Below are 2433 nucleotides of genomic sequence, written 5' to 3' on the forward strand. Positions count from 1 at the left end.
CTGTTCGGGCTGCCCTACTTCCCGGTGACGCCGCTGTTCCCGCTCGCGGGTCCGCTGGGCCTTGTTCCGCTGCCCTCGAAGTGGCACATCCAGTTCGGTGAGCCCATCTCCACCCAGGACTACGACGAGTCGGCGGCCGACGATCCGATGGTCACCTTCGAGTTGACCGACCAGGTCCGCGAGACCATCCAGCAGACCTTGTATCAGCTGCTTGCCAACCGCAGGAATCCCTTCCTCGGCTGACCGCCGTCAGACGCCCGTCTTGGTTTGCCCGGCAATCATTCGCTTCATCGCCGCATCCCGTCCGGCCGCGATCTGAGCCGTCACTTCGGCGTTCTCCTCGGAGCTGGTCGACTCACCGAACAGCGTCACGATGCTCGTCAACACCGGGTTGCCGTCGTCATCGGTCACTTCGCCGCGGACCTCGGTGATGATGGCGCCGTGCGACTCGATGACCGAATCCAGGTAGGAGTCGAACCACAGCTTGTCGCCGGCCAGGATCGGGCGATGGAAGACAAGTTTCTGGTCGCGGTGCAGCACGCGCTCCATGTTGATCGGTACGTCGAACTGGTTGAAGATCTCGTCCTGCACCCGACGGCCCGCGACGGCGACGAACGTCAACGACGCGATCAGCGCGTCCTGGCCGCACTCGGCGGCCGAGTCCTCGGAGTAGTGGGCGGGATGGTCGTCCTTGACGGAGCGCGCGAACTCGCGGACCTTCTCTCGGTCCACCAAGAAGTAATCGGGATACCTGTAGTGGGTACCGATGATCTCTTCGGCGATGCTCATTTCTCGGATGTGCTCCCCACTCAGATGTCCCCGGGCCCAGCGGCGCCGAGCCTATCAGCGCCCGCTCAGCTGCCATTCCCGCGTCGCGATACGACCGCGGCCAACGCGCCGCCCGCCGCCCCGAGCGCCAGCGCCGAAGGGACGCCGATGCGCGCCGCCTTTCGGGCGGTTCGGAAATCTCGGATCTCCCAGCCGCGCTTGCGTGCGACGTCGCGCAGTGCGGCGTCGGGGTTGATCGCGACGGCGGTGCCGACAAGCGACAGCATCGGAACGTCGTTGAAGCTGTCCGAATACGCCGTGCAGCGTCTCAGGTTGAGGCCCTCGCGGATGGCAAGGGACCGGACGGCGTGCGCCTTGCCCGCGCCGTGCAGGATCTCGCCGACCAGGCGGCCGGTGAACACGCCGTCAACCGATTCGGCGACCGTGCCCAACGCGCCGGTGAGTCCCAGCTTGCGGGCGATGGTGGAGGCCAACTCGTACGGCGTCGCGGTGACCAGCCATACCTGTTGGCCCGCCTCTAGGTGCATGTCCGCAAGTGCGCGGGTGCCCTGCCAGATCTTGTCGGCGATGATCTCGTCGTAGATCTCCTCGCCGACCTCGATCAGTTCGGACGTCCGCCTGCCTTCGATGAAGGCGAGCGCCTTGGTGCGCCCGGCGGCCACGTCGTCGCTGTTCTCCTTGCCGGTCAGCTGGAACTTGGCCTGGGCGTAGCCGAATCTGGCCAGGTCGCCGTAGGTGAAGTACTTACGTGCCGCCAGCCCGCGGGCGAAGTGCACCAGCGAGGATCCCTGCACCAGGGTGTTGTCCACGTCGAAGAAGGCGGCCGCCGTCAGGTCCGGCGGCGGCGGAGGCGCACTCGACGCGTCCTCGACTGCCGGTTGGTCACCGGGCGCGACTGCGGCGCCGGTCCCGGGACCAGCCTCGAGATCGGCCTCAGCCCCTGACTCGGACACAGTTCAACAGTAGGGCACGGGATACTCGGAACCGTGAGTCAACACAGTGATGCCGCCAGCCGTGCCCGGGGGGCAGGAGCGGAGCCGCGCCGGGTGGAGCTGTTGACGCGTGCCGGCTGCAGCCTGTGCGAGAAGGCATGGGCGATCCTGGAGGCGTTGGCCGACGAGTTGGGGTTCGCGCTGTCGGCTGTCGACGTCGACGCCGCTGCCGAGGCGGGCGATCCCACGCTGAGGGCCGAGTACGGCGATCTTCTGCCCGTGGTGCTTCTCGACGGCGTCCAGCACAGTTACTGGGAGGTGGACGAGCCGGGGTTGCGGGTGGATCTGGCGGCCGGCGCTGGGGGTCCCTCCGCTTGCGGGGGAGAGCGTAGCGCGACAGGGGAGTAGCGCCGGTAGCAGGTGAGTGACGTGCACCGCTAATTTGGTGGGCGGGCCGGTAGACGACTATCTTCGAGGACGTGGTGACGAGGCCATGAGCGTTCTGCTGTTCGGGGTTTCGCATCGCAGCGCCCCGGTGTCCGTGCTTGAGCAATTGAGCACCGACGAGTCCGATCAGGCCAAGATCGTCGAGCAGGTCCTGCAGTCGTCCCTGGTCACCGAGGCCATGGTTCTCTCTACCTGCAATCGCGTCGAGATCTACGCCGTCGTCGAGGCCTTCCACGGTGGACTCTCCGTCATCGGACAGGTGCTC

General features: G+C 66.7%; 3 protein-coding genes and 2 pseudogenes. 3 read left to right on the forward strand and 2 right to left on the reverse strand.

Features of this window, described 5'->3' with window-relative positions:
- Positions 1 to 243 (forward strand): annotated as a pseudogene (locus ACRDUX_RS12230) (hypothetical protein); the annotation flags it as partial.
- 6 nt (positions 244 to 249) lie between these two features.
- On the opposite strand, the gene ACRDUX_RS12235 reads toward ACRDUX_RS12230, so the two are convergent.
- The gene (locus ACRDUX_RS12235) at positions 250 to 789 is read right to left on the reverse strand and encodes an FAS1-like dehydratase domain-containing protein (protein ID WP_526414231.1); all 540 of its coding nucleotides are present in this window, start codon (positions 787 to 789) and stop codon (positions 250 to 252) included.
- Between the two features lie 65 nt (positions 790 to 854).
- Complete coding sequence (locus ACRDUX_RS12240) at positions 855 to 1742, reverse strand: HAD family hydrolase (RefSeq protein ID WP_526414233.1); 888 nt, start codon at positions 1740 to 1742, stop codon at positions 855 to 857.
- A 33-nt stretch (positions 1743 to 1775) separates the two neighbouring features.
- Here ACRDUX_RS12240 and ACRDUX_RS12245 point away from each other — a divergent pair, with 33 nt between their 5' ends.
- Positions 1776 to 2129, forward strand: a complete 354-nt coding sequence (locus ACRDUX_RS12245; RefSeq protein WP_526414235.1) for a glutaredoxin family protein — start codon at positions 1776 to 1778, stop codon at positions 2127 to 2129.
- Positions 2130 to 2214: 85 nt separating this feature from the next.
- Positions 2215 to 2433 (forward strand): annotated as a pseudogene (locus ACRDUX_RS12250) (glutamyl-tRNA reductase); the annotation flags it as partial.

The organism is Mycobacterium sp. (assembly GCF_050701675.1).
Lineage (GTDB): Bacteria > Actinomycetota > Actinomycetes > Mycobacteriales > Mycobacteriaceae > Mycobacterium.